This window comes from Mesorhizobium sp. IMUNJ 23033 (assembly GCF_044778005.1).
GTDB classification, from domain to species: Bacteria; Pseudomonadota; Alphaproteobacteria; order Rhizobiales; family Rhizobiaceae; genus Mesorhizobium; species Mesorhizobium amorphae_A.
Window position 1 is genome coordinate 13,856 of sequence record NZ_JBJACT010000031.1, and the last position, 25,631, is coordinate 39,486.

General features: G+C 63.8%; 22 protein-coding genes. 9 read left to right on the forward strand and 13 right to left on the reverse strand.

Features of this window, described 5'->3' with window-relative positions; translation table 11 throughout:
* Positions 1–5: 5 nt before the first annotated feature.
* The 5 genes from ACFX5Q_RS27405 to ACFX5Q_RS27425 form a co-directional block, all read right to left on the reverse strand.
* Complete coding sequence (locus tag ACFX5Q_RS27405; RefSeq protein ID WP_296745540.1) at positions 6–587, reverse strand: CarD family transcriptional regulator; 582 nt, start codon at positions 585–587, stop codon at positions 6–8.
* 370 nt (positions 588–957) lie between these two features.
* Entirely contained in the window at positions 958–1,296 is a 339-nt protein-coding gene (gene fdxA, locus ACFX5Q_RS27410) for a ferredoxin FdxA (protein WP_006202440.1), read from the reverse strand.
* A gap of 149 nt (positions 1,297–1,445) precedes the next feature.
* On the reverse strand, positions 1,446–1,832 hold the full coding sequence (locus ACFX5Q_RS27415; RefSeq protein WP_404283010.1) for an RNA-binding S4 domain-containing protein: 387 nt from the start codon (positions 1,830–1,832) through the stop codon (positions 1,446–1,448).
* Positions 1,833–1,844: 12 nt separating this feature from the next.
* On the reverse strand, positions 1,845–5,270 hold the full coding sequence (locus ACFX5Q_RS27420) for a helicase-related protein (RefSeq protein WP_404283012.1): 3,426 nt from the start codon (positions 5,268–5,270) through the stop codon (positions 1,845–1,847).
* 691 nt (positions 5,271–5,961) lie between these two features.
* Complete coding sequence (locus ACFX5Q_RS27425; protein ID WP_404283013.1) at positions 5,962–6,546, reverse strand: TetR family transcriptional regulator; 585 nt, start codon at positions 6,544–6,546, stop codon at positions 5,962–5,964.
* Between the two features lie 83 nt (positions 6,547–6,629).
* Here ACFX5Q_RS27425 and ACFX5Q_RS27430 point away from each other — a divergent pair, with 83 nt between their 5' ends.
* Positions 6,630–7,880, forward strand: coding sequence for an FAD-dependent oxidoreductase (locus ACFX5Q_RS27430; protein WP_404283015.1), 1,251 nt, complete (start codon positions 6,630–6,632; stop codon positions 7,878–7,880).
* A gap of 100 nt (positions 7,881–7,980) precedes the next feature.
* Here the strand turns inward: ACFX5Q_RS27430 and phbB are convergent, their stop codons facing one another.
* From phbB to ACFX5Q_RS27445, 3 genes are all read right to left on the reverse strand, one after another.
* Entirely contained in the window at positions 7,981–8,706 is a 726-nt protein-coding gene (gene phbB / locus ACFX5Q_RS27435) for an acetoacetyl-CoA reductase (RefSeq protein WP_404283016.1), read from the reverse strand.
* Between the two features lie 85 nt (positions 8,707–8,791).
* Positions 8,792–9,970 (reverse strand): acetyl-CoA C-acetyltransferase, encoded by a 1,179-nt coding sequence (locus ACFX5Q_RS27440; protein ID WP_404283018.1) that lies wholly within the window; start codon positions 9,968–9,970, stop codon positions 8,792–8,794.
* Positions 9,971–10,011: 41 nt separating this feature from the next.
* Entirely contained in the window at positions 10,012–10,245 is a 234-nt protein-coding gene (locus ACFX5Q_RS27445; protein ID WP_404283020.1) for a hypothetical protein, read from the reverse strand.
* 27 nt (positions 10,246–10,272) lie between these two features.
* Between ACFX5Q_RS27445 and phaR the strand changes: the two genes are divergently transcribed.
* Entirely contained in the window at positions 10,273–10,884 is a 612-nt protein-coding gene (gene phaR, locus ACFX5Q_RS27450) for a polyhydroxyalkanoate synthesis repressor PhaR (RefSeq protein ID WP_404283022.1), read from the forward strand.
* Between the two features lie 75 nt (positions 10,885–10,959).
* Here the strand turns inward: phaR and ACFX5Q_RS27455 are convergent, their stop codons facing one another.
* Entirely contained in the window at positions 10,960–12,102 is a 1,143-nt protein-coding gene (locus tag ACFX5Q_RS27455; RefSeq protein WP_404283023.1) for a citrate/2-methylcitrate synthase, read from the reverse strand.
* A gap of 94 nt (positions 12,103–12,196) precedes the next feature.
* On the opposite strand from ACFX5Q_RS27455, the gene ACFX5Q_RS27460 reads away from it, so the two are divergent.
* From ACFX5Q_RS27460 to ACFX5Q_RS27485, 6 genes are all read left to right on the forward strand, one after another.
* The gene (locus tag ACFX5Q_RS27460) at positions 12,197–13,285 is read left to right on the forward strand and encodes a citrate synthase/methylcitrate synthase (protein ID WP_404283024.1); all 1,089 of its coding nucleotides are present in this window, start codon (positions 12,197–12,199) and stop codon (positions 13,283–13,285) included.
* A gap of 213 nt (positions 13,286–13,498) precedes the next feature.
* Positions 13,499–14,629: a patatin-like phospholipase family protein gene (locus ACFX5Q_RS27465; RefSeq protein ID WP_404283025.1), complete on the forward strand. Its 1,131-nt coding sequence runs from the start codon at positions 13,499–13,501 to the stop codon at positions 14,627–14,629.
* A gap of 155 nt (positions 14,630–14,784) precedes the next feature.
* Positions 14,785–16,206: a coniferyl aldehyde dehydrogenase gene (locus tag ACFX5Q_RS27470; protein ID WP_404283118.1), complete on the forward strand. Its 1,422-nt coding sequence runs from the start codon at positions 14,785–14,787 to the stop codon at positions 16,204–16,206.
* 309 nt (positions 16,207–16,515) lie between these two features.
* Positions 16,516–17,697, forward strand: a complete 1,182-nt coding sequence (locus ACFX5Q_RS27475; protein WP_404283026.1) for an efflux RND transporter periplasmic adaptor subunit — start codon at positions 16,516–16,518, stop codon at positions 17,695–17,697.
* Between the two features lie 75 nt (positions 17,698–17,772).
* A complete protein-coding gene (locus ACFX5Q_RS27480) occupies positions 17,773–20,949 on the forward strand; it encodes an efflux RND transporter permease subunit (RefSeq protein ID WP_404283028.1) in 3,177 nt (1,058 codons plus the stop codon).
* Positions 20,950–21,045: 96 nt separating this feature from the next.
* Complete coding sequence (locus ACFX5Q_RS27485) at positions 21,046–21,204, forward strand: DUF3309 family protein (RefSeq protein WP_006203743.1); 159 nt, start codon at positions 21,046–21,048, stop codon at positions 21,202–21,204.
* 67 nt (positions 21,205–21,271) lie between these two features.
* Here the strand turns inward: ACFX5Q_RS27485 and ACFX5Q_RS27490 are convergent, their stop codons facing one another.
* The gene (locus ACFX5Q_RS27490) at positions 21,272–22,237 is read right to left on the reverse strand and encodes an SDR family oxidoreductase (protein WP_404283029.1); all 966 of its coding nucleotides are present in this window, start codon (positions 22,235–22,237) and stop codon (positions 21,272–21,274) included.
* A 94-nt stretch (positions 22,238–22,331) separates the two neighbouring features.
* Here ACFX5Q_RS27490 and ACFX5Q_RS27495 point away from each other — a divergent pair, with 94 nt between their 5' ends.
* Entirely contained in the window at positions 22,332–23,246 is a 915-nt protein-coding gene (locus ACFX5Q_RS27495; protein WP_404283031.1) for a LysR family transcriptional regulator, read from the forward strand.
* Here ACFX5Q_RS27495 and ACFX5Q_RS27500 read toward each other — a convergent pair.
* From ACFX5Q_RS27500 to ACFX5Q_RS27510, 3 genes are all read right to left on the reverse strand, one after another.
* Positions 23,204–24,385: an MFS transporter gene (locus tag ACFX5Q_RS27500; protein ID WP_404283032.1), complete on the reverse strand. Its 1,182-nt coding sequence runs from the start codon at positions 24,383–24,385 to the stop codon at positions 23,204–23,206. The two genes, ACFX5Q_RS27495 and ACFX5Q_RS27500, sit on opposite strands and share 43 nt — an antisense overlap.
* A 99-nt stretch (positions 24,386–24,484) precedes the next feature.
* Entirely contained in the window at positions 24,485–24,793 is a 309-nt protein-coding gene (locus ACFX5Q_RS27505; protein ID WP_404283034.1) for a DUF1244 domain-containing protein, read from the reverse strand.
* Between the two features lie 13 nt (positions 24,794–24,806).
* The gene (locus ACFX5Q_RS27510) at positions 24,807–25,604 is read right to left on the reverse strand and encodes an N-formylglutamate amidohydrolase (protein WP_404283036.1); all 798 of its coding nucleotides are present in this window, start codon (positions 25,602–25,604) and stop codon (positions 24,807–24,809) included.
* Positions 25,605–25,631: the final 27 nt, after the last annotated feature.

The window sequence follows — 25,631 nt, forward strand, 5'->3', positions numbered from 1 at the left end:
AAAGCTCAGGCAGCTTCTTCCTGCTCGGCTTCCTCGTTGTCGGCCTTGGCGCCGCGCTTCGGACCCTTGTTGAGGTTCACCTCGATGAGGCGCACCGCTTCGGTCTCCGACATGCGGTTGACGGCCGCGATCTCGCGCGCCATGCGGTCGAGTGCCGCCTCGTAAAGCTGGCGCTCGGAATAGGACTGCTCCGGCTGGTTGTCGGCGCGGTAGAGGTCGCGCACCACTTCCGAGATGGAGATCAGGTCGCCCGAGTTGATCTTCGCGTCATATTCCTGGGCGCGGCGCGACCACATGGTACGCTTGATGCGGGCACGGCCCTGCACCACCTTCAGCGCGCGGTCGACATAGTCCTCTTCCGAAAGTTTGCGCATACCGATGGAGGTCGCCTTGGCGACCGGCACCTTCAGGCGCATCTTGTCCTTCTGGAAGTCGATGACGAAGAGTTCCAGCTTGTGGCCTGCCACTTCTTGCTCGTCGATCGACACGATCTGGCCGACGCCATGCGCCGGATAGACAATGAACTCGCCGGTCTTGAAACCGTGACGCGCCGCGGTGGACTTCTTCTGCGGGGTGATCGTTGCCATACGCCCTGAACTCCTTGTTGTAGCGCCGGCGTGGCGGCGCCGGCTGAAACTTCGCGCGATCGGGGTGGCCGACCGTTAGCCGCACAACAGACGAACCCATCCGGAAAAGCGACCGGCAAACCGCAATATCGCGACCGCCTGCCCCAGATCGCTCTGGTCCGGATTGAGAAGTTCACCTTTCAGTGATTTGGGGCGTTTGCGCCATAAATCGATGTTGTGTCACCGGCATGTTTGGCTGATGTAGCACAAAAAGTCGGAAGAATCAAGGTTTTGCTGCATTAGCGAAGGCAACGGGCCATCACCGCCTGTCAAGACAGTTCATGTCTCATGCCCGTTACGCAGCGTCACGCCGGCCGAACCGGCGCGACCGTCAGTCGCCTTCGCCGGGCTCGGCGGAGAAATATTTCTCGAACTTGCCGGCCTCGCCATCGAAGGTCTTGGCGTCTGCCGGCGGCTCTTTCTTGGCGGTAATGTTGGGCCATTTCTCGGCGTATTCGGTGTTGACCTGCAGCCATTTTTCAAGGCCCGGTTCCGTATCGGGCTTGATCGCGTCGGCCGGGCACTCCGGTTCGCAGACGCCGCAGTCGATGCACTCGTCGGGGTGGATGACGAGCATGTTCTCGCCTTCGTAGAAACAGTCGACCGGACAGACCTCGATACAGTCCATGTATTTGCATTTTATGCAATTGTCGGTCACGACATAGGTCATCGGTCGGCTCCGGGACGTCCCATTTTGTTGGGCTTTTTTGGTGAGGTAACGCCTTTGCCTGCCGCTGGCAAGGGCGGCCATTCTCACCGGTGTCGGCGCTTCCGGAATGGATTTCCAGGGCGAGACGTTGGTGAAAGTCGCGCGTGCCTTCAATCGTCGCCGATGAGCCGCTCGGTTTGGCGGCGTTCCTTCTTGGTCGGCCGGCCGCTGCCGGCGTCGCGCAGTGCCGGAATCGCATCTGGAACGGCCTCGCCCTTCGGCGCCGGCGGTGGCGACATGTCCTCGTAAAGCAGGCGCGCTTCTTCAGCCGGGCCGCGCCGGACACCCGCACCGAGCACCTTCCAGACGAAGATGCGCCGCTCCAACGTGATGGTCAGGACATCGCCAGGCTTGACCAGATCCGAGGCCTGCGCTGCTTTGTCGCGATTGATGCGCACGCGTCCGGCGACCACCAGCTTCGCCGCCAGCGAGCGCGATTTCACCGCGCGGGAAAAGAACAGCCATTTGTCTATTCTCTGGCGGCCTTCGGCAACCATCGGACCTTTGACTTACTTCTTCAACTGGTCGCGCAAAGCGGCGAGCTTGGCGAAGGGCGAGTCCGGATCGAAACGCACCGGACGCTCCTCGCGCGGCTTTGCCTGGAATGCAGGCTTGCCACTCTGTGCGCCGCCCTTGCCGTCCTGCCGGCCGCCTTTCCAGTCGGGCCGGCTCTCGCGGCGATCGGGACGCTCACCCTGCGGCTTGCCCTCGCGCCGTTCTCCGGCCTCGCCTTGAGGCTGCGGCCTCGGCTTGAACTTGCTGCGATCGAAGCGCGGCTTGCCGGCACCGTCGCGCTGTTCGCGGCGACCCTCCTGAGGCGGCCGGCTGCCGGGGGCGGCTTCAGTGCCTGCCGGCGCATCGCTGCGGCTCTGCGCAGCCTGCCCGTTGCGCGGACGATTGTCCCGGCGGTTGTCGTGATGGCGGTGACGTGGGCGCTGCTCGAAACGACCCTGCCGCCACAAAAGGATGGGTTTTGGTTCTTCAGCCTCTGGAGCGGGCTCGCCGGTGGCGGTTTCCGCGGCCGTTGCGTCTTCGCTTGCAGATGAAGTCTCGGCGACCGGTTCTGCCGATGCGGCATCGACTTCGACAGCTTCGGATTCCGCCGCCGACTCTGCCGGTGCGGCCTCAACCTCGGCAGCTTCGGGCTTTGCCTCTGGCTCAGCCTCTGTTTCGGCGGGCCCTTCTGCAGCAACGGCTTCGGCTACTGGCGGCGCGTCGTCCGTGGCCTCTGCGGGCGTCTCCGGCTGCGCGTCGGTAACAGCCTCCGCGGCTGCGTCAGCGACGGGCTCCGCAGGAATTTCAGCCTCTACAGTGGCAGCCGCATCAGGCTCCGAACCTTCGGCCGTGGTCTGAGCGACAGTGTCGGCAACGGCTTCCGCCGCCACAGCCTGCTCGGCCTTTGCCGCCTCTTCCGCTGCCAGTTTGGCTGCGCGCGCGGCATTGTCCTGCGCTTCGAGCCGCGCCTTGACTTCGGTGGCAGGCTTCGGTTCGGCGCGGTAGCCGAGACCCTTCAGGATCTCTTCCATGTCGTCGGCGGTGGCGCCAAGGATCGACATCATCGGCGGCGTCACCATGAAGGCGTTGCCGTCATAGGCGCCGTCGGGGCGCTGTCCGAGGCCCGGCTTCCAGTTGGTCGCCGGACGGATCAAGTCGGCCAGCCGCTCGAGGATGTCGACGCGGACCGCGCGGCGGCCGAGATTGCGGTAGCCGGCGAGTTTGTAAAAGGATTTGTCGAAGGTCGGATCGATGACCACCGAGGTGCGGCCCGACGCCAGGGCGTGAACCACGTCGCCAAAACCCGGCTTCTCCTTGCCGTCATTCTTCAATGCCCAAAGCAATGTCACCAGTCCGGCAGGCGCCGGCTTGACCAGCGCCGGCACGAAGACATGGTAGGCGCCGAAGCGCACGCCCAGCCGGCGCAATGCGGCGCGACCTTCCTGATCGAGCGACTTCATCTCTTCGGCAATGTCGCGGCGGTTGATGAGGCCGAAATTCTCGACCAGCTGGAAGGCGATGCCGCGGCCGATGCCGGTGATCTGGTCGGCGTTCTTCAAGTCGACCAGCGGCTTCAGCAGGGATTCGACCTGGAAGTTGACGAAGCGCTCGGCGCGCGCCGCGACCTTGTCGCGGGCGGGACCGGTAAGCTGCTCGTCGGCCAACAGGACAAGGCGCGGCTTCAGCGGCTCGTCGCCGGCGACCAGCGTGCCGACCGGCGCGCCGATCCAGCGCAGCGTGCCGTCGGAGCCGAGCGCGATGTCGCCATTGGCGCAGGCGCCGAAGCGTTCGGCGCGCGCCTCGAATTCGGTGGCCAAAGCCTTTTGTGCCGCCGTGCGTACGGCCTTGGCATCCTCGCCGCCGGCGCTCTGGTCGGCGGTGAAGCGGAACCCTTGCAACTCGCCGACATGATGGCCTTCGACAAGGACGGTTCCGGTAGGGCTAATTTCGGCTTCAGGCATGGTATTTTCTCTAAGGCGCCGCATGAGGACGGAAGTCCTGCGGTCTACGAAGCGTTTCGTCAACCGCTCATGCAGCGCATCCGACAATCTGTCTTCGATTTCGCGCGTCTTTTCCTGCCAGTGTGCCTGATCGGCCAGCCAGCCGGGCCGGTTGGAAACGAAAGTCCAGGTGCGGATCTGGGCGATCCGGTGCGACAGCGTGTCGATGTCGCCGTCTGTCGTGTCGGCACGCCGCACCTGCTCGGCCATGTAGTTCTCGTCGACATGGCCATGCCGGGCGAGGTCCATATAGATCGAGGCGATGAGGTCGGAATGCTGGGCCGGCGCGATCTTCCTGTAGTCGGGGAGCGCGCAGGCTTCCCACAGCAGCGCCACTCGCTTGGCGTCGGTGGCCAGAGCGCGGATGTCCGCGTCGCGCGACAGGTGCTCGAGCGCTTGAGCATCGACCGCCGGCAGCGCCCGCGTCAGGCCCTCAACCGGCGCGTTGGTCTCGATCGAGCGCTTCAGCGCATCGAGGCTGGCGAAATCGAAATCGGCGGTGCGCCATTGCAGCACCTTCACCGGATCGAAATCGTGCCCCTCGATCTTCTTGACCAGTTCTTCGTCGAGCGGATCGACCTGGCCGGTGACGCCGAAAGTGCCGTCGCGCAGATGTCGGCCGGCGCGGCCGGCGATCTGGCCGAGTTCGGCGGATGTGAGGTCGCGAAACTGGTAGCCGTCGAACTTGCGGTTCTGGGCGAAGGCGACATGGTCGAGGTCGAGGTTGAGGCCCATGCCGATGGCGTCGGTGGCGACGAGGTAATCGACATCGCCGGACTGGAACAGCGCCACCTGGGCGTTGCGGGTACGCGGCGAGAGCGCGCCGAGCACGACGGCGGCACCGCCCTGCTGGCGACGGATCAATTCGGCGATGGCATAGACCTCGTCCGCCGAGAATGCGACGATCGCCGTGCGCCGGGGCAGACGGGTCAGCTTCTTCGAGCCGGCATAGGCGAGGTGCGACAGCCGCGGCCGCGTCACCACCGAGACGCCCTTCAGCAGGCGCTGCAGGATGCCGTGCATGGTGGCCGCGCCCAAGAGTAGCGTTTCCTGGCGGCCGCGCAGATGCAGGATGCGATCGGTGAAGATGTGGCCGCGCTCGAGATCGCCGGCGAGCTGGACCTCGTCGATGGCGACGAAGGCGGCGTCGGTCTCGCGCGGCATGGCTTCGACGGTGCAGACCGAATATTTGGCGCCCACCGGCTGGATCTTCTCCTCGCCGGTGATGAGCGCCACCTTATGAGCGCCGACCTTTTCGCAGACGCGCGTGTAGACTTCGCGCGCCAGCAGCCTGAGCGGCAGGCCGATGACTCCGCTTTCATGCGCCACCATGCGTTCGATGGCGAGATGGGTCTTGCCGGTGTTGGTCGGGCCGAGCACGGCCGTCACGTCGCGGCCCGAAAGGATCAGCGGCTGGGAGTGTTTCGGCTGGATGTTCATCGGCTCGGAAATAACGCTTCTGCCGCTCGTTGCCGGGGAGCACGCCAGTGGTGGCGCGTGTGACAGCCGACACATAAGGATTTCAGGCGCGAAGCGAAAGCGGAATGTTCCGCAGATGGGGCGAAGAGCCGTCCGGCTCGCGCGAAATCCGGTCCCGATTAAGAGTTGGAACGAGTCTGGAACGAATCGGCGACGAATCACCGACTCTCGCTGATTCAGGTTTTGTTCACGGCTACATGTGGATTTTTGGGTGGCGAGTCTCACCACATGCTGAATCGCTAAACTGGCCCGATTTATGCAGAGAGAACAACGCTGTTAACTTTTGCCGGGGAACGATCGCCGCACCCAGCTCGACCTCGGCCAACATTATGAAATCGTTGACTTTTCCTAACGGACCTTAACCATTTGGCCGAGATTTTCGGGCCTCGCCGTTAACGTTTCGGCCAAAGCCGGAACGAATCGGCGACGAATCAGCGATGTCAGTATGTTCCCGGTTTGTTCACCCCAACAGGTTGTGCTTAAAACAGGTTTTCCACCGAGGAGTCACAGCTTGTGACGTCGGTTTTGCACAGCCTTGGCAGCTGCCGTTAACCTTTGCGTGCCACTCCGGCACAGATCGGTGTTGGGCGCACCGGTCGGCCCGATCATAGCACCACGACCAGGCTCGGCCAGCAATGCCAAAACGGCTGCTTCAGGACAGATCCTCTTCCGTCACATAGCGCTGCAAGGCAGAGCCGACATTCCGGATGATCTCGTCGTGGGAGAGGGCGACGACCTGAGGAAGCCGCAGCAGGTATCGGCACATCGCCAAACCCAGCAACTGGCTTGAGACGAGACCGGCTCGTCGACCCGCATCGGCGGGGTCGCCGACCGCCGCAACCACTGGCCTCACCTGGCTGGCAAACACCTCGCGCAGCTTTTCGGCAGCAAAGTCGTTGGACATCGCCGAACGCAGCAGAATTGTCATGCCAGGACCGCTGGCCGGACCTTCCCAGATTTCGAGAAAGCGCCTGATCAGTGTTTCGCCGATGGCGGCTCGGTCAATCATCCGCAGCTCCGGCAGATGCAGGTCGACAACCGCCGCCCTGGCGAACAGTTCGTCCTTGCTGCGGAAATAGCGGATCACCATGGCCGGATCGATCGAGGCATGCGCCGCGACATCGCGGATGGAGGCGCCGTCATAGCCGCGCTCGGCGAACAATAGCCGTGCGGCCTCGAGGATATGGGCCCGCGTGCGGTCCGACTTGCTGATTTTCTTCGCCTGATTCTGAGCCATGAAAATTCATATGCCAACGACTGTTGACAAATGCAATGGCGTCGATTAGAAAGTCAACACTTGTTGATAAACGGAGAGAGAAAATGTTGCCCGATACAACGGAAGTCCTGATCATTGGCGCCGGCCCGACCGGCATGGCGCTGTCCATCATGCTGCACCAGGCCGGTGTCGATCACGTGCTGATCGACAAGCTGGCGCAGGGCCTTCAGACTTCGCGCGCCGGCGTCATCCATGCGCAGACGCTGGAAGCGCTGCAGCCTCTCGGTGTCACCGAGCGGCTGGACGAACTTGCCCTGAAGCTGCAAAATTTCGCCATCCGCGACCGCAACCGGGCGCTGCTCAATCTTGATTTCGGCAAGCTTCCATCAAGGCATCCCTATCTGTTGATGCTGCCTCAGAACCTGACCGAGCTGGTGTTCGCCGAGCGGATCGCTGCCCTGGGCGGCGTCATTCATCGCGAAGTCGAGGCCAGGGCGGTTGTTCACGATGCTGACGGCGCCCGCGTGACGGTGGTCGAGAACGGTCGCGAGAAGCTGATATCGGCGCGCTACGTCGTCGGTGGTGACGGCATGAACAGCCTGGTGCGTAGCGCGACCGGCATCGAGTTCGACGGCGCTGCCTATGACGGGTCGTTCGTGCTTGCCGACGTCCGCCTCGACTGGCCGATCGGGCCGAAGGAAGTGTCGCTGTTCTTTGCGCCGGCCGGGCTGGTGGTGGTGGCGCCGCTTCCGGACGGGTCATACCGTATCGTTGCAACAATGGATGACGCGCCGGAAAAGCCAGGGATTGCCGACATCCAGGCGCTGCTCGACAGCCGTGGGCCGACCAGACAGCGCGCCCGGGTGCTCGACCTGGCGTGGAGTTCGCGTTTTCGCGTGCATCACCGCCTGGTCCGGTCGTATCGCAAGGACCGGTTGTTCCTCATGGGCGATGCCGCGCACGTGCACAGCCCGGCAGGGGGACAGGGCATGAACACCGGCATTATCGACGCGGTCATGCTTGGCGAATTGCTCGGCGATGTGGTGAACGGCGTGCGCACGGAAGCCGAGCTCGACCTCTACGAAAAGCTGCGGCGACCGGCGGCCCAGGAGGTGCTTGAGCTGGCGGGCAGGATGACCGAGATGGCACTTACCCGTAATCCGGTGAAGCGGTTCGTCCGCAATCTGCTGCTCTCGCTGATGAACCTCAATCCATTGCTCAAGCGTCGCATGGCCTTGAAACTGTCGGGCCTCAGCCGCGCGCCGCTGGCCCGGTTGCCGGCACCTTCGCGTGTGCCGGGTTCAATTGCTCCCGGCAAGCCCGTAGCCAAACCAGCGCTGAAGCTTGCCGCCTGACAACTGCGATTGTCACGGCAACGAGCCTCGATCGTGGGCGCGTAGATCTGTACCGGCCGTTAGGCCGGTACGTCAGTTGTCGCGGAACGGACTCGAAACCTCAGGCGAAATACTGTCCGCCATTGGCGGAGATGGTCGAGCCGGTGATGAAGCCGGCTTCATCGGAAGCCAGGAAGACGACGCAGCGCGCGATCTCTTCCGGCTCGCCGAGGCGACCGACCGGGATCTGCGGGATGATGCGTTCGTTGAGCACCTTCTCGTCGATCGCCTTGACCATCTCGGTGGCGATGTAGCCCGGGCAGATGATGTTGACGGTGATGCCGGCGCGGGCGCCTTCCTGGGCGAGCGCCTTCGAGAAGCCGATGTCGCCGGCCTTGGCGGCGGAATAGTTGACCTGGCCGGCCTGTCCCTTCTGGCCGTTGATCGAGGAAATGGTGATGACGCGGCCGAACTTGCGGTCGCGCATGCCGCCCCACAAAGGATGCGTCATGTTGAAGACACCGGAAAGGTTGGTGTCGATGACTTCCTTCCACTGCTCGCGCGTCATCTTGTGGAACATGCCGTCGCGGGTGATGCCGGCATTGTTGACGAGCACGGAAACCGGGCCGAGATCGGCCTCGACCTGCCTGATGCCGGCGGCGCAGGCGTCATAGTCGGCGACCGACCATTTGTAGGTCTTGATGCCGGTTTCGGCAGTGAACTTCGTCGCCGCCTCGTCATTGCCGGCGTAGTTCGCGGCAACCGAATAGCCGGCGTTCTTCAGCGCGACCGATACCGCGGCGCCGATGCCGCGCGACCCGCCCGTGACGATTGCTACCTTGCTCATGCGTTTCCCCTTTCGGTACCGCCCTGTTTTCGGGCGTTTCATGCAGAATGGAACGGGCGGCTCGCGCCGCCCGGATAGTCTGTCACTACAGCGCTTCGATGCACATGGCGACGCCCATGCCGCCGCCGATGCAGAGCGTGGCGAGGCCTTTCTTCGCACCGCGGCGGCGCATCTCGAAGACCAGCGTGTTGAAGATGCGGGCACCGGAAGCGCCGATCGGATGGCCGATGGCGATGGCGCCGCCATTGACGTTGACGATCGAGGGATCCCAGCCCATGTCCTTGTTGACGGCGCAGGCCTGGGCGGCGAAGGCCTCATTGGCCTCGACCAGGTCGAGGTCGCCGACCGACCAGTCGGCCTTTTCCAACGCCTTGCGCGAGGCGGGAATGGGTCCGGTGCCCATGATCTGCGGATCGACGCCGGCGGTGGCCCAGGACACGATGCGCGCCAACGGCGTGATACCGCGCCTGATGGCTTCGGCCTCACTCATCAGCAGGGCACCGGCGGCGCCGTCATTGATGCCGGAGGCGTTGGCGGCGGTCACGGTGCCGTCCTTGTCGAATGCCGGCTTCAGCTTGGTCATGGCGTCGATGGTGGCGCCGTGGCGGATGTACTCGTCCTGGTCGACGATGGTGTCGCCCTTCTTGCCCTTGATGGTGAAGGCGACGATCTCGTCCTTGAACTTGCCGGCCTTCTGCGCGGCCTCGGCCTTGTTCTGCGAGGCCAGCGCGAACTGGTCCTGGTCGTCGCGGGTGATCTGGAATTGGCGCGCGACGTTCTCGGCAGTGTTGCCCATGTGATAGCCGTTGAAGGCGTCCCACAGCCCGTCCTTGATCATGGTGTCGATCATCTTGTAGTCGCCCATCTTGACGCCGGCGCGCAGATGTTGGGCATGCGCCGAGAGCGACATCGATTCCTGTCCGCCGGCGACGATCACCTTGGCATCGCCCGAGGCGATCTGCTGCATGCCGAGCGCAATGGCGCGCAGGCCCGAACCGCAAACCTGGTTGAGGCCCCAGGCGGTGGTCTCCTTGGGCAGGCCGGCGTTGATCGAGGCCTGACGGGCGGGGTTCTGGCCTTGGGCGGCGGTCAGCACCTGACCTAGTATGACCTCGTCGACCTCGCCCGGCTCGACTCCGGTACGCGACAGGAGTTCCCGGATGACGACGGCGCCGAGCTCGTGCGCCGGAGTGGCGGCGAAGGCGCCATTGAAGGAGCCAACAGACGTGCGTGCCGCGCCGGCGACAACGATGGCATTGGACATTTTCTTCTCCAGACTTCGAGTTGACGTGTTTTTGGGTATCGTTAGGGACTTTTCTTGCCCGTTCCATGACCCAAGTCAAACCGGAAATAGGCATGCCAGCCATGCGCGGCAAGCAGGCTGCCGGCGGTCAGCGCAATCGCCACGGCTTTCGCTGCGCAGCATATTTTGCCCGCCATGCAGCATAAAATGATGCCGCACTGCACAAACCACTTGGAATTGTGACGCTTTTGCGCATATCCTCGCAAGGGCGCAATCGTTACCGGCTGCTTACTCACATGGGCCGGTGTCCGGGGAGGATACTGATGGCCGCGAAAGACGATCCGATCATCATCAAGAAATATGCCAATCGCCGGCTCTACAACACCGGCACCAGCACCTATGTGACGCTCGAGGACTTGGCCGACATGGTCAAGAAGGGCGAGGAGTTCACCGTCCAGGACGCCAAGACCGGTGACGACATCACGCACCCGGTGCTGACACAGATCATCTTCGAACTGGAGAACAAGGATGGGCAGAACATGCTGCCGATCCCGTTCCTGCGCCAGTTGATCGCCTTTTATGGCGACCAGATGCAGATGATCGTGCCGAGTTTCCTCGAACAATCGATGATCGCCTTCTCCAAGGAACAGGAGCGATTCCGCGAGCAGATGAAGGGCGCCTTCGGCAAGTCTCCGATCGACGTGATGAAGATAGCCACGCCGATCAAGGCGCTGGAGGAACAGACGCGCCGCAACATGGAGATGTTCCAGAACGCGATGCGCCTGTTCACGCCGTTCCCATCGGCCGGATCGAACGGGCCTGCTCCTGCCCCGGCTGAGCCGGCCAAGAAGGAAGCGCCGGAGAAACCGGACGACCTTCAGGAACTGAAGGAACAGATCGCCGCCATGCAGCGCAAGCTCGACACCATGTCGTGAGCGCCAGACGGCGCCGGCTCGGCCGGTGCCGCAAACTCAGCTGCGACGGCAGCCGTCGTCATTCGTCGGGTCGATCTAAGGTTCCTTCACGGGCCCGTTGTAGCGGGCGCGGGGCCTGATCAATCCGTTGCTGGTCACCTGTTCGACGGCATGCGCGGCCCAGCCGATGCTGCGGCCAAGCGCGAACAGGCGAAACGGCGCTTCTGACGGCAGGCGCAAATTTCGGGTCAGCGCGGCCAGAGCGAAATCGATGTTCGGGCGGGTGCCTGTCGCGGCGAAGACAGCATCGCGCAGGTTTGAAAGTGCGCCGTCGACCTCGATATCGGTCAGCAGGGCGTCTGCCCTGGGATCGCCCTCGGGGTAAAGCTGATGACCGAACCCTGGCAGTGGCCTGTCATGGCCAAGCCAGCGCCCGACCGCGATATCGGCTCCCAGCCGCTCCGCATCTTCTACCAGATTGAGGGCCGCCTCGCCGGCGCCGCCATGCCGGGGCCCGGAAAGGGTGACGAGGCCGGCAAGCAGGCAGGCAGCAACCGGCGCGCCGGTGGAGGCGGCGACGCGCGCCGCAAAGGTCGATGCATTCAACTCATGATCGGCCAACAGCACCAGCGCCCTGCGGATCAAACCCGCGCCGGCGCCGCCGACGGACCAGCCACGCGCCAGCCTTTCGTGCACGGCGCCGCGTCCGGCAACCGCGCCAAGTGCCGCCGCCAGAGCGCCGATGGCGCCGGCCGCATCCTGATACAGCATGGTCGGCAAGCGTCCGAGGGAAGGCCGGCCTTCCGCCGCCAGCCGGGCAAGGCTGGTGAAGGCCGCCGCGCGGCTGCTTTGACCGCCGGGAGAGCCCTGCGCCGCAAATGACACGCCGGCATTCGTCGCCCAAAGCAGGCTCGCCGTCTCTTCCAGCGTGGCCGTGGCAGAGAGTGTCGCGGCGTCCTCGCCACGATAGACGAGGCGGCCGTGGACGATGGTCGAGATCGAGGTGGCAATGGCCGGCTCGCCCCAGGCGATGGCGCTTTCGGCGATCGCCTGCGGGCTTCGTCCACGCGCCCGGCGGGTCGCCAACGCCGCGATATCGTCAGCGCGATACTGGCTGCGGCGCGGATCGGCCTGATCCGGCCGCATGCCGATGCGGCCGCGGCTGACATAGGCATAGAGGGTCTGTGGCCGCACCCTGAGCCGCCCCAGAGCTTCCTCACGTGTCAGCCACTCGGACATGTTGCTCCAAGCCTATATTGATTATCTTGATCAAGATTGATGCATTGATCATGCACCATTAGTTGCTGTCGGTAAACCTCTCAAGGAGACAGATATGGCAAACGGGCTCGATGACGTGGTAGCGGCGGAAACCGTGCTTTCCGATGTCGACGGCCTTGGCGGCCGCCTCACCATAAGAGGCCATTCGCTGCCGGAGCTGGCTGGTCGCTGGCGTTATCCGCAAGTGGTTCGCCTGCTGCTGGACGGCTTCTTCGACGATCTTCCCGATAATGCCGAGCTTGCGCAGGCCATCGGCCGATCGCGCGTCGAAGTGTTCGAGCGGTTGCGGCCGATGCTCCCGGCCCAGGTGCCGCTCGATGTCTACAGCGGCATGCGCGCCGGCATCGCCTTGCTGCCGGACGGCGATACGTTGACGGACGCCTTGCTGTTGATCGCGGCGCCGGCGGTGCTGACGCCGGCTTTGCTGCGCGGCAAGCGCGGACATCCGGCGATCGCGCCGAACCCGCAGGCAGACCATGCCGCCGACATGTTGCGGATGCTGAGCAGCACCGATGCATCGCCTGCCTTGGCCACGGCCCTCGACACCTATCTAGTCACCGTCTGCGACCACGGCCTCAACGCATCGACGTTCGCGACGCGTGTGGTCGCCTCGACGCAGGCCGGCTTGACCTCGGCCATCCTGGCCGGCCTCGGTGCGCTCAAAGGGCCGCTGCATGGCGGCGCGCCCGGTCCGGTGATCGAGATGCTCGACGCGATCGAGGCAGGCGGCAATGCTGCCGGCTGGCTGCGGGCGGAGATCGCGCGCGGCGAACGCATCATGGGCTTCGGCCATCGCATCTACCGGGTGCGCGACCCACGCGCCGACGTGCTGAAGGCGGTGGTGCGGCAACTCGGTGGTGCCGGCGCAACCGGCCACCGGCTGGCCTTTGCCGAGACGGTGGAGCAGACCGCACTCGAGGTGCTGCGGCAGGCCAAGCCGTCGCGCTCGATCCAGACCAATGTCGAGTTCTACACCGCGCTCTTGCTGGAGGCGGCGGGTTTTCCTGCCGAGGCATTCAGCAATGTGTTTGCCGCCGGGCGCGTTGCCGGCTGGGTCGCCCATGCGCGCGAGCAGCAGACGACCGGGCGGTTGATCCGACCGCAGTCGCGCTATGTCGGCCCGGTGCCGGATCTGGTGGCCTGAGCCTCCCAGCCTGTTTCGATCACAGCGCCTCCCTGCTTCAAGGCGGGGAGGCTGTTCTCCATGACCGAAATTTCATGTGATCACGCGACCGTGTTCGTGTTCTTGCCTTGGTCAGGACTTATATGCTGCACTGCAACATAGGTCCGCTGCGTCAGAACTGTTCCGATTCTCGGGCAGGATGAGGCACGCAGCATCCAAACCGACAGGAACGCCATGACGACGAACGGCAAGGCGGAGGAGAAAAAGAAGATCAATATCGCGCTCCAGGGCGGCGGCTCGCACGGCGCCTTTTCCTGGGGCGTGCTCGACCGGCTGCTGGAGGATGGGCGGCTCGAGATCCAAGCAGTTTCCGGCACCAGCGCCGGCGCCATGAACGCGGTGGCGCTGGCTGATGGCTTTGTGCGTGGCGGTGTCGAGGGTGCGCGGCAGAAGCTCGACGATTTCTGGCGCGCCGTGGCGGCGAAGGGCCGCTTCAGCCCGGTGCAGCGCATGCCGTGGGACGTCGCCTGGGGCAACTGGTCAATCGAGAACACGCCGGGCTATTTCTTCTTCGACACCATGTCGCGGGTGTTTTCACCCTATGTCGCCAATCCGCTCGGGCTCAACCCGCTGCGCGACGTGGTCGAACAGGAGATCGATTTCAAGAACGTGCACGCCTGCAAGTCGATGGAGCTGTTCATCTCGGCGACCAATGTCGAGACCGGGCAGTTGCGCGTCTTTTCCGACGGCGAGATCGACCTCGATACGGTGATGGCCTCGGCCTGCCTGCCGCAATTGTTCCGCGCCGTCGAGATCAAGGGTGTGCCCTATTGGGATGGCGGCTATGGCGGCAATCCGGCGCTGTTCCCGTTCTTCAAGACGGCTGCCACCGAGGACGTGCTTCTGGTGCAGATCAATCCGGTGGTGCGCGAGGGGACGCCGAAGAGCGCCAACGAGATCCAGAACCGTATCGACGAGATCACCTTCAATGCAGGGCTTCTTAACGAATTCCGCTCGATCGCCTTCGTCAAGGAACTGATCGCCGCTGGCCGCCTGCCGCATGGCGAATACCGCGACATCCGTATGCACCGCATCGACGCCGACGAAGCGTTCAAGGACCTGTCGGCGTCGTCCAAGGTCAATGCCGAATGGGCATTCCTCGCCTATCTGCGCGATCTCGGCCGCACCGCGGCCAGCGACTGGCTGGAGGAGAATTACGACGCCGTCGGCAAGCGGCCGACGCTCGATCTCTCCGGCGAGCTCGACGACGGTTTCAAGCCGGTGCGCGGGCCGGCGCCCGGCCGGCGAGTCAAGGAGTTTTTGGCGGCGCGCAAGAAGCCCGAGCAGGCACGCCGTCAGGCCTGAGCAGCGGTCTTCAATTCATCTGCTGCCAAGTGCTTGCCTCGCGGCGAGAACAACGAGATGTCTGCCGGCGCGGTTCTTCCCCAACGGAACCAGGGAAGTGCTGGATTCGACCCCAGGTGCGATGTAACTTACCTAGACGTAAACGGGAGGTTGCGATGTTGCAGACCAGACAGGATGCCCTTGGCGCACGGTTCGAGTCGCAGCGCCGGGCATTCGAGAAAGAGCCTTTCCCAAGCCTTGATGTCCGCAAGGATCGTCTCAAGCGTCTGCTGGCGCTCACGGAGCAGCATGAGGCCGAGATCTGCTCCGCCATCGACTCCGATTTCAGCAGCCGTTCGGCCCACGAGACGCGCCTTGCGGAGCTGTTCGTCGTTGGCGCGGGGATAAAGCATGCGCTTGCGCATCTGCGCGGATGGATGCGGGAGCGCCGCGTCGCCACCAGCCTGCCGTTCCTGCCGGGGCGCAATCGGCTTCTGCCCCAGCCGGTCGGTGTGGTCGGCATCGTGTCGCCCTGGAACTATCCGTTCCAGCTTGCCATCGCGCCGGCCACGGCCGCGCTGGCAGCCGGCAACCGCGTTCTGATCAAGCCCTCCGAACTGACGCCGAAATTTTCCGCCTTGCTCGAACGTCTGGTCGGCGAGCATTTTGCCCCTGACGAGATGAGTGTCGTTGTCGGCGACGCCGAGGTCGGAAAAGCCTTCGTGTCGGTGCCCTTCGATCATTTGCTGTTCACCGGTTCGACGGCGGTCGGCCGCCAGGTCGCGATCGCCGCGGCAGCGAACCTTACGCCAGTGACGCTCGAACTTGGTGGCAAGTCGCCAGCTATCTTCGATGGGTCATGCGACCTCGACGCAGCCGTGTCCAGCGTCGCCTACAGCAAGCTTTTGAATGCAGGCCAGACCTGCATCGCTCCGGACTATCTGCTGGTTCCGCAAGGGCAGTCGGAGATGATTGCCACGAAGTTTGCGGCCGCGATGGCGCGGCTCTATCCGAGCCTGCGCAACAATCCCGACTATACGGCCATCGTCAGCGAGCGGCACCATCGGCGGCTCAGCGACATGGTCGCCGAAGCTCGTGAGAGTGGTGCCGATGTCATCGAGATCAATCCGGCAGGCGAAAAACTCGGCGACACGGATCGCAAGATGCTGCCTACGCTGATCAGGAACGCGGGCGAGGATCTGCGGCTTATGCGCGAAGAGATTTTCGGGCCGGTGCTGCCGATCATCGAATACGCCAACGTCGATGACGCCATCGAGCATGTGAACCGGGCGGAACGTCCACTTGCGCTCTACTGGTTCGGCCGCGACAGCGGCAATCGCCAACGGGTGATGCAGGAAACGATTGCCGGCGGTGTGACGGTCAATGACTGCATGCTGCATCTGGTGCAGGAACGCCAGCCATTCGGTGGCGTCGGCGCCAGCGGCATGGGTGCCTATCACGGCGAATGGGGTTTTCGGACCTTCAGCAAGGAAAAGCCGATTTTCCTTCAGTCCAAATTGAGCGCGGGCGCCCTTTTGCGCCCACCTTACGGCAAAACATTCGAGCGGCTTTTCCGCCTGTTGAAGCTCATCACCTGATAGATTTGCCCTCGGTTTCCTCGAATGCTTGAGAGGTTCCGCATCATCCTGACACCTGCTGCCAATGACCGTCCCGAACCAGTAAAGGCGAGCGGCCAGGCGGCCAAGAGCTGGAGAATGGCGGGCATACTCTGTCCGGTGGCGCAATGATCCATCAAACTTTCTGACTGTTTTGCAATGCAACTTTGAGGTAGAAGCGCGCTTCGCCGTTCACGGCAAATTGAACATGGCCCTGCGCGCACCCATATCGGCGACGCGCCCGCGTTTCGAAGACGTGACCTGGCCCGACCCGCAGTGGAAAAAAACGACATGCCGAAAATCAGGTTTCACAAGCTTGCAGCAATTGTCGTGCTTATCGGATTCGCAGCCTGGATGGGGACCGGCGCGTTCTCATCCGTCGGCAGCGCTGCCCCTGACAACAAGCCCAAGGCCGGCGAAGCCGATCAGCCCAAGGCGGCGGGCACCGACAAGCCGAAGGCCGCCGAGGCCGAGCAGCCCAAGGCCGCGCCGCGCACCGTCGCGGTGGTGACGCCGCCGCGCAAGACCTATGCGCGCGCTATCCGCATTTCCGGATTGACCGAGGCCGACAAGCGCGCGGTGCTGGCGACGCGGGTGGCCGGCATCATCGACAAGCTGCCGGTCAAGCAGGGACAGCACGTCAAGACCGGCGACCTCGTGCTGATGCTTGCCACCGAGGAAAAACTTTCGGCGGTCAGCAATGCCAGGCAGCTTCTTGCCCAACGCCAGGCGGAGCTTGCTGCTGCCGAGCGATTGGCCAAGACCGGAAATCTGCCCAAGCTGCAGCTCGATAACGCCCGCTCCAGCCTGACGTTGGCACAATCGGTGCTGGAAGCCATGCAAGCCGAGCTTGGTCGCAATGAGGTGAAGGCGCCTTTCGATGGCATCATCGACCGGGTGCCGGTGGAAGTTGGCAGTTCTGTGATGGCGGGCGGCGAGGTGGCGACCATTCTCAAGCTCGATCCGGTCATCGCCCGTGGCGAAGTCAGCGAGCGCGACCTGCGCTACATCAAGATCGGCGACGAGGCCAATGTGCGCCTGGTCAATGACCAGAAGGTCACCGGCACCGTGCGCTACATCAGCCGCGATGCCTCGTCGCAGACCCGGACCTTCCGCGTCGAGGTGGCGATCCCCAATGCGGACGGCAGCATCCCGGCCGGCATGACGGCGGAAATCGCGCTCAGCGCGCAGCCGACCGACGCGGTCATGCTGCCACGTTCGGTGGTGACGCTGGGCGACAAGGGCGATCTCGGCATCCGCACCGTTGGCAAGGACAACAAGGTCGCGTTCTTCCCGATCGATCTCGTCGACGACACGCCGAATGGCCTCGTGCTGGGCGGCATTCCCGATGATGCGCGCATCATCGTCGCCGGCCAGGAGCTGGTGAAGGAAGGCGATTTGGTCAAACCGGTCGAGGCCGACCAGGCGACAATCAACAAGCTGATCGGCGAGGCGACAGCCGGCACACAATAGCATGATCTGCCGGGGTTCCACCCTGGTGACGACACGCTGCCGCTCAGATCCCGAAAGCAACAGCAGGCCTAAGTCATGGATATCGTAAGACTCGCAATCCACAACGCCCGGCTGACCATTTCGGTCCTGGTCTTCCTCCTGCTCGCCGGCTGGGTCGCCTATCAGTCGACGCCGAAGGAAGCGGAGCCCGACGTTCCGATCCCGATGATGTATGTCAGCCTGATCTATCAAGGCATCTCGCCGGAGGATTCGGAGCGCCTGCTGCTGCGGCCCATGGAAAGCAAGCTGAAGAGCCTGAAGGGGCTCAAGGAGATGCGCTCGGCCGCCTTCCAGGGCGGCGGTTATGTGCTGGTCGAGTTCCAGCCGCAGACGAACCTGGCGACGGCGCTGCAGGATACGCGCAGCAAGGTGCAGGACGGCAAGGCCGACCTGCCGCAAGCGGCCGAGGAGCCGACGGTCACCGAGGTCAACGTTTCCGAATTCCCGGTGCTGGTGGTGACGCTGTCTGGCGAAGTGCCGGAGCGGGTGCTGACGGCGGCGGCGCGTGAATTGCGCGACCGCATCGAGGAAGTGCCCGGCGTGCTCGAAGGCTCGCTGCAGGGCGCGCGCGACGATCTCGTCGAAGTCGTCGTCGATCCGATGAAATTGTCATCCTATGGGCTGCAGCTCGACCAGGTCGTGCAAGGCGTCGCTGCCTCCAACAGCCTGGTTGCGGCTGGCAACATCGAAGGCTCGGAAGGCAAATACGCCGTCAAGGTGCCGTCGCTGATCGAAAAGCCGGAAGACGTCGCCAATCTGCCGGTGGTCGCCACGCCTGACGCGGTCGTCCGGGCCAGGGATATCGCCACCATCCGCTCCACCTTCAAGGATGCCGAGACGGTGACCCGGCTCGACGGCAAGCCGGCGATCGCCATCGAGGTGAAGAAGCGCATCGGCGCCAACCTCATCGATACGCTGACCAATGTCCGGGCGGTGTCGGATAGTTTCATCAAGTCGATGCCGGAAGGCATGCACGTCACCTACACGCAGGACAAGTCGGTCTTCGTCAATCAACTGCTCGGCGATTTGCAGAACCATGTCATGATCGCCGTCATCCTGGTGTTCATCGTCATTCTCTATGCGCTGTCCGGCCGCGCATCGCTGCTGATCGGCTTGGCCATTCCATCGTCCTTCCTGATCGGCATCCTGCTGCTCGCCATGATGGGCTACACGATCAACATGATCGTGCTGTTCAGCCTCATCCTGGCGGTCGGCATGCTGGTCGACGACGCCATCATCGTCACCGAATTCGCGGAACGGCGGATGAGCGAAGGCATGCCGAAGGAAGAGGCGTTCGCGCTTGCCGCAAGGCGCATGGCCGGGCCGGTGATCGCGGCGACGATGACGCGCATCGCCGCCTTCTCGCCGCTGCTGTTCTGGCCGGGCATCATCGGCGATTTCATGAAATACATGCCGATCACGCTGATCGTCACGCTGTCGGCCTCGATGCTCTATGCGCTGGTCTTCGCGCCGACATTGGGCGCCATCTTCGCCAAGGCGCCGAAGCATCACGAGGACGACAACCGCGATGGCTGGTACATGGCCGTGGTGAAGCAGGCGGTGCGCTTTCCCATCACCGTGCTCGTGCTCACGGTCGCTTTGCTGTTCGGTGTCGGCTTCGCCTATTCGAAATTCGGCGCCGGCGTCGAGTTCTTCCCCAATGTCGAGCCCGACTACGGCCTGCTCTACGTGCATGCCCGCGGCAATCTTTCGCTTGCCGAAATGGACGCCGCGACCAAGGAGGCGGAGAACCGGCTGCTCGGCTGGCCGGGCGTGAAATCGGTCTATACCCGCGTCGGCAAGACGCAAGGCGGTGGCCAGGACGTTCCCGAGGACGTGGTCGGCGTGATCCAGTACGAATTCGTGGACTGGCGCGAGCGCAAATCCGCGAATGACATACTGAACGATCTGCGCGGCGTCATGGCCGGTATTCCCGGCGTCGATGTCGAGGTGCGCGTGCCCGAGGCCGGCCCGCCGACAGGCAAGCCGATCCAGATCAGGCTTTCGGCCGCCGATCCTAAGGGGCTCGACGACAAGGCGCGGGCCGTCGCCGCACGGATCGCCAAGGTGCCCGGCGTCATCGACATTTCCGACGGCCTGCCGCCGCCCGGCGTCGACTGGGCGATCGACGTCGACCGCGCAAAAGCGGCGCAGTACGGCATCAGCCCGACCTCGGTCGGCACCGTGGTGCAGCTGGTGACCAACGGGCTGAAGCTTTCGGAATACCGGCCCGCGGGCGCCGATGACGCCGTCGACATTAGGCTGCGCCTGCCCGAGGACCGGCGCACGCTGTCGACACTCGACGAACTCAGGGTGCAGACCTCGCAAGGGGCGGTGCCGATCTCGAACTTCGTCATCCGCAAGCCAGAACCGACAGTTGGTGTGCTCAACCGCATCGATGGCGCGCGCACGGTGGTCGTCCAGGCCAACGTCGCCGCCGGCACCCAGGTCGCAGCCGTCCAGCAGGAGGTCACCAAGGCCGTCTCCGACATGAACCTCGGCAGCGGCATACGCTGGAAGCTTGCCGGCTCGAACGAGGACAGCGCGGAAGCCAGCGCCTTCCTCAGCAAGGCCTTTGGTGCGGCGATCTTCCTGATCTTCCTCGTGCTTCTCGCGCAGTTCAACAAGTTCACCAGCGTCTGGCTGGTGCTGTCCTGCGTGGTCATGGCGACGATCGGCGTGTTCCTCGGACTGCTGCTGACGGGAGAAGCCTTCGGCATCGTCATGTCGGGCATTGGCGTCATTGCGCTTGCCGGTGTGGTGGTGAACAACAACATCGTGCTGATCGACACCTACGACCGGTTGCGCGAAGAGGGCTGGGACAAAGTCGAGGCGGTGCTGCAGACCTGCCGCGAACGCGCCCGGCCGGTGGTGCTCACGGCGGTGTCGGCGATCCTCGGCGTGCTGCCGATCGCCTTTGGCCTCGGCCTCGAAATCTTCCATCACGAGACGACGATCAACGCGCCGTCGACGCAATGGTGGATTTCGCTGTCGTCGGCGATCGTCTTCGGCCTGTCCTTCGCCACCATCCTGACACTGGTGGTGACGCCGTCGATGCTGATGGTGTTCACTCGCGCCAAGGTCAAGCCCGGCGCCCGGCGCGGATGGTTCAGCCGTCTGTTCCGGCGCGGCAAGGGTGAGATTTCTTCGGATGCGCCGGCGCCGGATCTCGGTGCGGAGCCCGCAATCGCCTTCCCGAAGGCCGCCGAATAGCCTTGTTTTGGTTAGCCGAGCAAAAGGCCGTCCGGGAACCTCGGGCGGCCTTTTGCATTGTCCCTTCGAATTCAATTTTAAGGCGAGGGATTTCTCATGACAATCAGCACGCTTCTCATCATCATTCTGATCCTCATCCTGATCGGCGCGGTGCCGGCATGGCCGCATTCGCGCGCCTGGGGCTATGGCCCGTCGGGCATCGTCGGCGTCCTTCTGGTGGTGCTGCTGATCCTGCTCTTGATGGGCAGGATCTAAGCCGAGACTCCGGCAGAGCAAGCAGCGGAGGCCCATCTGGCGCCCGCTGCGTTGTCCGAACTGTAGATCAGGCAGCCTTCTGGCTGTCCACTGCTGCAATTGTGGCAATGCCAATGTCGTTCAAGGCATCTGCAACGGCCGTCTCCAGCGGCGTATGCGGGATCGGCCCAATGATGCCTTCCAGCCTTGGCGAGGCCAGCCTGTGCGGTTCGAAGCGCAGGTAGGACATCGAGACGATCTCGCGCCACATCGCTACGAATGGGCTGCCGGCGCGCAGCACCCACCAGGGCATCGACGTCAGTTTGAGCGTACGCCCGAGTGCTTTCTCGGCCGCCGCCTTGATCTCCAGATCGGTGACGGCATGTCCCGGAAAGTTCAGTGCCTCGTAAGAGCCGAGCTTGTCGAGGTTCCGCGCCAGGCCGACGAAGGCCTTGGCCATATCCGGCAAATAGGCCCATTCATGCACGAGATCGACCGGCCCAGGTGCCGTATAGATGCCCCTGTTCATCTTGGCGGCGACGATCAGGTCGAACCAGGAGCCGCTGCCGGTGCCGCCGAAGAAATCGCCGCTCCTGAGCAGGATGGTGCGGACACGTCCGGCGTCCGCCTCACGGCGAAAAAGTTCCTCCATGGCGATGCGGATGCGGCCCTTTTCGGTCGTCGGGTGGAACGGTGTGTCTTCCCAGATCACCGCCGGGATGGGCGAGCCGAAATTGTAGACATTGCCCGGAGTAAGGTGCAGGGCGCCGTTCGCCCAGCAGGCGGCCATGACGTTTTCGGCCATTGGCAGGCACTTGCCCCAGTCGGTGTAGATCGGGTTGAGGCCATTGAAGATGATGTCGACGCCTTGCGTGGCGCGTATCAGCGCGTCACGGTCGAGGGCATCGCCGGCGACAGCCGTGGCGCCCTTGAGTTCCGTCGGCACCTTGCCGCTACGGGTGACGGTCCGGACGTCGTAGCCGGCGTCGATGAAGGCCCTGGCGACCACGCGGCCGAGCCGGCCATTGGCGCCGAGGATTGCGATCTTGGTCATTTTTGTCTCCATGTTTGCGTTGAGACCTTCAATGTGCAGTGTTTGCAAACGAATGGAAATTGACTGGATTTGGCGATCTGATATTCATAAATGAATGGCTGAGATCGACTGGAACCTGATCAAGAGTTTCGTCACCGTGGCGGAAACCGGCAGCCTGTCCGCTGCCGCGAGAAAGCTGGCCGCGAGCCAGCCGACGCTTGGCCGCCACATCGCGGAACTGGAGCAGGCGCTTGGGGTGACGCTGTTCCGGCGCGGTCGGCGCGGCTACGCACTGACCGAGGCCGGCAGCACGCTCTACGAACGCGGCCGGGCCGTCAGCGAACAGGCGAGCGCTTTTTCGCTGCTGGCGCTGGGATCGGTCGAAGCGATCGAAGGCACGGTGCGTATCGCCGCCAGCGAAGTGGTGGCAGCCTGTGTGCTGCCGGAGATGACGGCTCGACTCGGTGTCGAGGAGCCCGGCATCGAGGTCGAGATCGTCGCCTCGAACCAGGTCGAGAACCTGCTGCGCCGCGATGCCGACATTGCCATCCGCATGGTGAAGCCGGCGCAGAACGAGCTGGTGGCGCGCAAGGTCGCCGATATTCCGCTCCGCCTCTGCGCGGCATCATCCTATCTCGACCGGCGGGGCCGGCCGCTCGAGCCCGGCGATCTTGTCGGGCATGACCTGATCGGCTTCGACCGCGGCGACGAGATCATTCGCGGTTTTACCCAGTTCGGCATCTCGCTCACGCGCAATGCCTTTCGCTTCAGGACCGACAACCAGATCGTGCTGTGGGAGGCGGTGCGGGCGGGAAATGGCATCGGTTTCGGTCAGGGGCCGCTGATCGACCGCGATCCATTGGTGGAGACGATACTGCCGGAGCTGACACTGCCGACGCTCCCGGTGTGGCTGGCCATGCATCGCGATGTGCGCAGCAGCGTGCGCATCCGCCGCGTCGCGGATTTTCTCTATGAGGAACTGAAGCGCTATTCGGCCGGCGCCGGCTCGGGCGCGAATTCGGCGCGGTGAGCAAGCCCCGCCATCAAGAGCACGATGACGAGCAATCCCGAAAGGGCGACGAAGATCGGTCCGAAGCTCGAATGCTCTGCGAAGAAGCCGATCGCCGACGGGGCCACCAGAATGCCTGAGTAACCCATCGTGGTGACGACGCTCATGCCGGTGCCGGATGACATGCCTTCCTGGTTGCCGCCGGCCGAAAAGATGATCGGCACCATGTTGGCGATGCCGAAGCCGCAAAAGGCAAAGGCGGCGATGGCGAGCCAGGGCGACGGCGACAGGCCGGCGACCAGCATGCCGGCAGCGGCAACAAGCGCCGAGCCACGCAGCGTCGCCACCGCGCCGAAGCGGTTGCGCACGCCGTCGCCAAGGAAGCGCATGACGGCCATGACGCCGGAAAAGGCGGCATAGGCGAGGCCGGCGATAGCAAGGTCGGCACTAAGTTCCTGCTTGAGGTAGAGGGCCGCCCAGTCGAGCACCGCGCCTTCGGAAATCATGGTCAGCAGCGCCATCAGCCCGACCAGATAGACAAGCGGATTTGCCGGCAGCGAGAATTTCTGGTGCTCGGATGCCTTGGGCTTGTCCTCGACGATAAGGTGGCCGACTGCCAGCGCGATCAGGGCAAAGGCCAGCACTGTCACCACCATCGCGTGGGCAAGATGGCCGTAGTTCTGTATGGCCAAGCCGCCGACCGCACCACCTGCGAAACCCCCGAGGCTCCAAAAACCGTGCGAGGACGACATGATCGCGCGGGAAAGCCTTCTTTCCACCGCCACCGCATTGGCGTTCATGGCGACGTCCATGCCGCCGATCGAACCGCCGAAGATGAACATGGCGATGGCCGCCAGCGGCACGTTGGGGGCCAGTGCCACGACCAGCAGGCCGAGACTGCCGCACAGGCCGAACCAGCGCAGCACGCTGCGCGACCCGTGCCGGGAGATAAGATGGCCGCACCAGGTCATCGCGGTCACCGCGCCGACGCCGAACAGCAGGATCAGCAGGCCGAGCGTGAACTTCGAGATGTCGAGGCGGGTCAGGAACACCGGAATCTGCGGCGCCCAACTGCCGGTCAGGAAGCCGTTGGCGAGGAAGATGCCGGCCACGGCCCACCGCCCGCGAATGGCTGTCTCCATGACGTTTTGCGCGTCCATAAGGCAGAATCCGGTGTGAAAAGGGCTTTGCGCGGCAAATTAGATCGATTCAATTTTCAGTCAAGCGCTGGGGGCCGAAAGTGTTTGGGCCAAGCAGCGTCAGTGATCCCTGGGACGTCTTGCCTCGAATTCGGCCTTCTTGGCGTCTGAGGCCTCGGTCTGGTTGAGCGCCTGCCATTCGGCATAGGGCATGCCGTAGATAATTTCGCGCGACTGGTCCTTCGACAGGGCAACGCCCTCGGTCTCGGCGGCTTCGCGGTACCAGTTGGAGAGGCAGTTGCGGCAGAAGCCGGCGAGGTTCATCAGGTCGATGTTCTGCACGTCGCTGCGTTCGCGCAGATGCGCCACCAGCCGGCGGAAGGCGGCGGCCTCGAAATCGCGTCTCTGTTCGTCGCTAAGTTCGGTCATTGTCGGATCTCCGTCACACCGGCCCGGTGCGCGAGCCGAACATCTTCACCCGATGTATATCGGGAAGGCGGTCGATCGCGTCAACGATCGGGGCCAGCCGTTCGGCCCATTGCATTGCGCCCCTGCTGTCGGCGATCAGGTCCTGGCGGATCTCGATCAGCGCATGGGCAAAGCCGTTGATGATGGCGTGCCTGAACATTGTGTCGCCGCGCAACGCGCCGTCATAGGGTTCGTTGTCGCCGACGACGAGGCTCTCGTCCGCCGCCAGCATATCGATCAGCGGCCGCGCCACCCGGTCGTCCAGGTCCCACAATATGCCGACATGCCATGGGCGCTCGATGCCCTGCATGGCCGGCGTGAAGGAGTGTACCGAGAAGATGAAGGGCGCTTTCGCGGACGCCTGCGCCACCGAGGCGATCATGGCGCCGACGGCATCGTGATAGGGCCGGTAGAAACCGTCGAGCCGTCTCTCCCGCTCTTCCGCCGCCATGGGGTAATTTCCCGGCACGATGGTGCCGTCATAGAGCTGGCGGATCAGTGTCGGGTCATCCTCGCCGCGATTGGGGTCGATCAAGAGCCGCGAGAAATTGGCAAGCACCGCCGGCACGCCGAGCATTGCCGCCAGCTCGCGCGTCACGGCCTCGACGCCGATATCGTAGGCGATGTGGCGCTCGAACTCCTTAGCCGGCAGGCCGAGGCTGCCATACTCTTCCGGCAGTTCGCGGCGGGCGTGATCGCCAAGAAGCACGATGCCTCGCTTGCGGTCGCCTTCGACGATATCGAACGGCGCGAAAACTGTGGATCGGGTCATTGTCTGAAAATGGTCTGGTCGCTGGCT

Coding starts and splice junctions, on each gene's coding strand:
- ACFX5Q_RS27405 (WP_296745540.1), bottom strand. CDS start 587: ATGGCAACGATCACCCCGCAGAAGAAGTCCACCGCGGCGCGTCACGGT.
- fdxA (WP_006202440.1), bottom strand. CDS start 1,296: ATGACCTATGTCGTGACCGACAATTGCATAAAATGCAAATACATGGAC.
- ACFX5Q_RS27415 (WP_404283010.1), bottom strand. CDS start 1,832: ATGGTTGCCGAAGGCCGCCAGAGAATAGACAAATGGCTGTTCTTTTCC.
- ACFX5Q_RS27420 (WP_404283012.1), bottom strand. CDS start 5,270: ATGAACATCCAGCCGAAACACTCCCAGCCGCTGATCCTTTCGGGCCGC.
- ACFX5Q_RS27425 (WP_404283013.1), bottom strand. CDS start 6,546: ATGGCTCAGAATCAGGCGAAGAAAATCAGCAAGTCGGACCGCACGCGG.
- ACFX5Q_RS27430 (WP_404283015.1), top strand. CDS start 6,630: ATGTTGCCCGATACAACGGAAGTCCTGATCATTGGCGCCGGCCCGACC.
- phbB (WP_404283016.1), bottom strand. CDS start 8,706: ATGAGCAAGGTAGCAATCGTCACGGGCGGGTCGCGCGGCATCGGCGCC.
- ACFX5Q_RS27440 (WP_404283018.1), bottom strand. CDS start 9,970: ATGTCCAATGCCATCGTTGTCGCCGGCGCGGCACGCACGTCTGTTGGC.
- phaR (WP_404283022.1), top strand. CDS start 10,273: ATGGCCGCGAAAGACGATCCGATCATCATCAAGAAATATGCCAATCGC.
- ACFX5Q_RS27455 (WP_404283023.1), bottom strand. CDS start 12,102: ATGTCCGAGTGGCTGACACGTGAGGAAGCTCTGGGGCGGCTCAGGGTG.
- ACFX5Q_RS27460 (WP_404283024.1), top strand. CDS start 12,197: ATGGCAAACGGGCTCGATGACGTGGTAGCGGCGGAAACCGTGCTTTCC.
- ACFX5Q_RS27465 (WP_404283025.1), top strand. CDS start 13,499: ATGACGACGAACGGCAAGGCGGAGGAGAAAAAGAAGATCAATATCGCG.
- ACFX5Q_RS27470 (WP_404283118.1), top strand. CDS start 14,785: ATGTTGCAGACCAGACAGGATGCCCTTGGCGCACGGTTCGAGTCGCAG.
- ACFX5Q_RS27475 (WP_404283026.1), top strand. CDS start 16,516: ATGCCGAAAATCAGGTTTCACAAGCTTGCAGCAATTGTCGTGCTTATC.
- ACFX5Q_RS27480 (WP_404283028.1), top strand. CDS start 17,773: ATGGATATCGTAAGACTCGCAATCCACAACGCCCGGCTGACCATTTCG.
- ACFX5Q_RS27485 (WP_006203743.1), top strand. CDS start 21,046: ATGACAATCAGCACGCTTCTCATCATCATTCTGATCCTCATCCTGATC.
- ACFX5Q_RS27490 (WP_404283029.1), bottom strand. CDS start 22,237: ATGACCAAGATCGCAATCCTCGGCGCCAATGGCCGGCTCGGCCGCGTG.
- ACFX5Q_RS27495 (WP_404283031.1), top strand. CDS start 22,332: ATGGCTGAGATCGACTGGAACCTGATCAAGAGTTTCGTCACCGTGGCG.
- ACFX5Q_RS27500 (WP_404283032.1), bottom strand. CDS start 24,385: ATGGACGCGCAAAACGTCATGGAGACAGCCATTCGCGGGCGGTGGGCC.
- ACFX5Q_RS27505 (WP_404283034.1), bottom strand. CDS start 24,793: ATGACCGAACTTAGCGACGAACAGAGACGCGATTTCGAGGCCGCCGCC.
- ACFX5Q_RS27510 (WP_404283036.1), bottom strand. CDS start 25,604: ATGACCCGATCCACAGTTTTCGCGCCGTTCGATATCGTCGAAGGCGAC.